General features: G+C 45.1%; 7 protein-coding genes. All 7 read right to left on the bottom strand.

The window, feature by feature from the left end; translation table 11 throughout:
- On the bottom strand, positions 1 to 209 hold a 209-nt coding region (locus FJW00_RS01870), incomplete at its 3' end, for a hypothetical protein (RefSeq protein WP_140922946.1).
- 60 nt (positions 210 to 269) lie between these two features.
- Complete coding sequence (locus FJW00_RS01865) at positions 270 to 500, bottom strand: DUF2188 domain-containing protein (RefSeq protein ID WP_071524439.1); 231 nt, start codon at positions 498 to 500, stop codon at positions 270 to 272.
- 168 nt (positions 501 to 668) lie between these two features.
- On the bottom strand, positions 669 to 2,531 hold the full coding sequence (locus tag FJW00_RS01860) for a hypothetical protein (protein WP_140922945.1): 1,863 nt from the start codon (positions 2,529 to 2,531) through the stop codon (positions 669 to 671).
- A gap of 61 nt (positions 2,532 to 2,592) precedes the next feature.
- Entirely contained in the window at positions 2,593 to 2,787 is a 195-nt protein-coding gene (locus tag FJW00_RS01855; RefSeq protein WP_140922944.1) for a hypothetical protein, read from the bottom strand.
- 115 nt (positions 2,788 to 2,902) lie between these two features.
- A complete protein-coding gene (locus FJW00_RS01850; RefSeq protein ID WP_140922943.1) occupies positions 2,903 to 3,952 on the bottom strand; it encodes a major capsid protein in 1,050 nt (349 codons plus the stop codon).
- 17 nt (positions 3,953 to 3,969) lie between these two features.
- Positions 3,970 to 4,302: a hypothetical protein gene (locus FJW00_RS01845; RefSeq protein ID WP_140922942.1), complete on the bottom strand. Its 333-nt coding sequence runs from the start codon at positions 4,300 to 4,302 to the stop codon at positions 3,970 to 3,972.
- Between the two features lie 12 nt (positions 4,303 to 4,314).
- The coding region (locus tag FJW00_RS22270; protein ID WP_219994839.1) for a phiTE-211 family phage-derived protein at positions 4,315 to 4,634 on the bottom strand (320 nt) is incomplete at its 5' end.

Here is a 4,634-nt window from a genome sequence, read left to right as displayed (position 1 = left end):
TTGCTGGCATTAATAACAATGAGCTTATCATCTTTATCCATTGCCGCTTTAACTATGCTTGCAGCATCTGAAGCTGAGTGATGTGAATTAACATACCAATTTGATTCTGTAACCTTTGCCCAGTTACCTAAACTCTGAATAGCTTCATGTACTGCCTTATAATCTTTATCTTTAATCAAATCGTAAGTTACAAATAAGTTATTAGCCATGTATTTAGTCTCCAGAGATAGACAAAAAGCGCCACTAAGGGCGCTTTAGAATTTTATTACTTAACCTTTTGTACTTCTTGGGTCATTCCCGTAGCTGAACTTATCACGGATCTGTCCATTATCGCCACGGTGAACTGAAACCTCTGAACGTGCTTTTTGAGCTAACGCTCTTGTTTGTTCAAAAACTTCTTGCTGTGTAGAGCCTGTAACGCTTGCACGGGTGGCATCTTGTCGCTGTCCACGCCACACACCATCAGCGCCTTTGAAAACATTGTAATCTTTACCGCTCATAACAAATCTCCCAAAACAGAGGTAAGTCATAGAACTCAGCCTAAATAAGCGCTGATCACAAATGCATCAACTTCAGATAAACCTTACCTTCATAGCGCAACGGAGTCAACCACAAAACACATCATGTAGATTACGATTAACCCTATGACACTACATCTTGTGGTTGCATCAGTTATTGAACGTCATGCTGTTAACCTGGAACGTCATATCATCCCAACTGTTCAGAATCTCTTGCTGCGTGTGTGCAGTAAAGACACCCATCAAGCGATCATCATTGGTGTTCACGTTGGTTTCGTTGTGAATCTCAAATTCAAACTTAGGCGTCTGGAAGTCGAGCGGATTACCCATAGCCAAGTTTGCATAACGCAGATCTAAAGGATTTTGTGTTGTGACGTTTGATTCAGACGTGCCATATGGGTTTACATACTTCTGATCCATCGCTCGACCGGCTAAAGCATCCTGATAACCTGCATCGCCTGCTGTAGATGTACTGTTGAAATGACGGAACCACCACCCTTTCAAACCTGTATCATCCTTGTGCTCTAACGCTGTTTGATAGCTTTTTGTGTAGGTGTCACGGTTGTAGCTGGTTGTGCCTGGAATCATTCCGAGATGTTTAGAAATCCACGCTGTTACGCTGCCGATCTCGCGGCCCAGCTCTTGCATGACTGGCTTTAGCTCACTGAAACTTTCCCTTGTAGCATCTGCGTTGATTCCTAACTCTTCCATACGTCCGGCAAAGGCCGCGCTGAATGAATCGCCCAGGTTTTCAGATGCAGACTGTGCGACTGATCCGAGGTTAGCCAGGTAAGTTAAGTTCCTGCTTTGTTCTTCGGTAAGGCTCTGACCACTGCGAGCAATTGACATCATAGTGTCTGTCAAATTCTTGCCTCCCTGATCGATGCCACCTAACGCTAACGAACCATCGTTAACCGTTTCTGCAAAGAACGTCATTTGCTGATCAGTGAACTTGAAGGCTTTTTGCAGATCGCGTAGATAAACAAGATATTCTGTGTAGTTCATCCCTTGCAGGTTCTGCTGCACCTGTTGGCCCGCTGCTTTCCCGCCGCGTTGAGTAACGGCATTCACAAGATCCGCCATCTCACCCGCCGATCCCAATGACCAGGAGCCATCCTTCGCCTGTGACCACTTACCTAAAGAGAGTTCCCCTGTTTTCTCGCGATAGTCTTTAGACTGATCTGCAAGCTGTTCATAGGTCAACGTTCGGCCTGTACGCGCTCGAACCTGGTTAATCAGTGCATCAGCTTCTAACGTGCTAATACCTTGCGTGTTCAGTTCCTGGCGTCCAGCGTTGCGCTCGATACTCCCCGCAAGGGTTTCCCTGGCTGTGTCTACTGCACGCTCTGCACCATATCCAACACCACCGGCAACACCGGCAAGGGCAAGACTTGAAGCAAGGCGGCTGTGTCCTGCTGGCGTTGGGACTCCCGCACGGCGGTTCTGTGTGCGATTCTGGCGGGCAATGCTACCTAAGATAGCCTTCTGTTGGCGTAGCGCCTCGTTCGCCTGCTGTAGAGTGATCGCCTGATTGCGGTACTCTTCTGTGATCCTATGGGCTTCACGGATAGCGTTATATCGCTGTTCCTGGTTCAGCCCCTGGAGACGGTTAATGTCAAAGCTACGGCTTTTCATCAGGTGATCCGCTTTGGCCTGACGGTTGGCCGTCTGCATAACAGCGCGTTCCTCAGCTTTACGCTGTTGGGCTAAAGCTTTCTCCTGTTCTTTACGCTGGCGTGCTGCATCGCGTTCTGCCTGCGTTTTCCCGCCACGCTTGCCGCTGCCCTGGTTCTCTGCTTTGGCCTTCTCACGTGCGGCGCGTTTCGTCTCGCGGATCTCCGCGTCTGCCTGTTCCTTAATTCTCTTCGCTTCTGCCTTCGCAGATTTAACAGAATCGTTTTCCATCTGCTGGCGTAGCTGGCGCATCTGCTTACGCACCTTGTTAAGGCTGTTGCGATCTGTCTGGTAGCGCACCGTATTGATTAACGTTGCGGCCTGAATTTTTGTTGCCATATTTATTTACTCCATAAAAAAGCCCCATCCCCGTTAAGGGACAGGGCTAATAGCGGTTGCTTTATTGTTTTTCTTCGTCGTCTGTTGCCAAAGCTAATAGCACAGGCCAACCACGGCGAACACGTGCAGAGGCTGTATGTTCATTAATGCCAAAATTCATTGCGCATCCACGAACGTTAAGAAGCTGTGAAAGCTTTTCTTCCGATACATCCCAAACAACAACATTCCCGCTATCTTGTTCAAATGTAATTTTCATTTTCATACTCCAAACAGCAAGGGTATTAGGTGCAGCGGTATAAAAGTCGCAGCACCATAATAAATACCAATCTCAATCAATAATAAGATCAGTAGGAATAAAACACGGAGCATTATTAGATAGTGGTAATCTTCAGCGTCATGCCTGTGCAATTGTTAATTGGCAGGATTCCCGCCTCGCTTACAATTTCACGTTCGCCGCGTGGTTTCTCATAGAGATAGCTATAAACCTCTTGCACATCGCCGGATACAGCAAGGTTAGTATCTGCTGAAGCAGGCCCGAACACGTGTACAAATCCGTTAGTTCCCTGTTCAAACACTGGAACCATAACCATTTCTGTTTTTTCAAGATATTTAGTCAGTGACGGATCAGCAACTTTAATAACATCAATAGCCAGGCCGGGAAGTGTGAAGGTAACAACATTTCCGAGAATCTCTGTTCGCTGAGTCACGATATTACGCGGATCGTTAGGATTCACATATTTAAACGCATCACGAAGTGACTGATGATATTGTAATTGTGAAAAAGCAGTCACGCCTGCAAAAACTACTACGCGACGAATTCGGCTATAAAGTCCCTGAGTCGCTTCACTGATTCGATCAAGCCATTCATTGAACTGCTGGATAACGTCTAATGTTCCTCCAGTTGTTAGATCAACAGTGTCTGTCATCATAGGCGCATCAAACATATCTGTATATTTGATGATTGGCCCTTGCGGGGTGTATGGGCTGTCTACTTCGCCTTTGAATAAACAGCGTGCATAAGCTTCCTCTACGGCGTGCTTGTGAGCAATAGACTGATCACGCATATAACCAAAAACAATCTGATCCATCGTTTCCGCTTGATTAGTTCCAGTCTGGCGGATTCCTCTCTGAATATCTGCGCTTGAGGCTGTGTTCTCGTTGTGGAAGTATGGGATCTCGATGTTATATAGTTTTGAATCCCCACGTTGAATAGAATCATGCTCAAAACTAAAGCGTTTTTTTGGCGTATTCAGCAAAACACGGTTTGCATTAGCAATACGATCATAGGCTACAGTAATATCTGCGCTGCCTTGCTTGTCAAAGATGTTCAGGTTTTGCAATAGAAAGTTATTGCTTGGTAGCATTTCAAACGCTGGAATGAGGTTAATCATTCCGTAATCACCATAATTAAAATTTGCCATTTAAAATTATCTCCCTGTTAGGTTGTTGGAATTTGTGAAGCTTCGCCAGTTAAACGCACGGCGGGATCTTGTGTAATAAGTTGAATTGCTTTTTCAACGTCATCACATTTCAGTGCGAAGCGTTTCAGGTAAAGCTGTGTTCCGTGAACCAGTACAGGGACGGCAGTAGAAGATGCTTTAGCATATTCCAGCATTACAAAAGCGTTTGTGCTTGAACTTGAAACAAGCGCACCAGTAGAATCAACGCAGTCTCCTGGAGACACATCCTGTTTAAGAGGTACATTAATCACGCGGCGTGAAAAGTCGCTGTGCTCGTGACTTACAACATCTGTAATAGTTAAAAATGCCATCTAAGACACTCCTTATTTTTTTATAATTTGAATTAATCGATCAGTAAGAGAGGTTTCTTTTACTGGTGCGGTTTTATGTGCCTTAGCAATCTCATCAGCCATACGGTTTATTTGTTGGTAAACTTCCAACAGAGATTTCTTAGCAGCGGGTTTTGATTCTTTTTTTTCAATGCCAAGTATATCAACGCCTATTTCTTTAAGCTTATTGATTACCTGTTCTTTTTTTTCTGGTTTTTCAGATTTGAATAACAGCGGTGTGTTATATCCTGACGCTGCACCACCCTGGAAATCAAAAGTTAATGCAATGTGCGGGCCTAATGATTCTTCATCTT

This window comes from Pantoea anthophila, from assembly GCF_006494375.1.
GTDB lineage: Bacteria > Pseudomonadota > Gammaproteobacteria > Enterobacterales > Enterobacteriaceae > Pantoea > Pantoea anthophila.
Note: the sequence above shows the minus strand (reverse complement) of the source record. Positions and strands in the feature narration are given on the sequence as shown.

Bases quoted from the DNA above. Each gene is read 5' to 3' on its own strand.
- FJW00_RS01845 (WP_140922942.1), bottom strand. From the start codon at position 4,302: ATGGCATTTTTAACTATTACAGATGTTGTAAGTCACGAGCACAGCGAC.
- FJW00_RS01855 (WP_140922944.1), bottom strand. From the start codon at position 2,787: ATGAAAATTACATTTGAACAAGATAGCGGGAATGTTGTTGTTTGGGAT.
- FJW00_RS01860 (WP_140922945.1), bottom strand. From the start codon at position 2,531: ATGGCAACAAAAATTCAGGCCGCAACGTTAATCAATACGGTGCGCTAC.
- FJW00_RS01865 (WP_071524439.1), bottom strand. From the start codon at position 500: ATGAGCGGTAAAGATTACAATGTTTTCAAAGGCGCTGATGGTGTGTGG.
- FJW00_RS01850 (WP_140922943.1), bottom strand. From the start codon at position 3,952: ATGGCAAATTTTAATTATGGTGATTACGGAATGATTAACCTCATTCCA.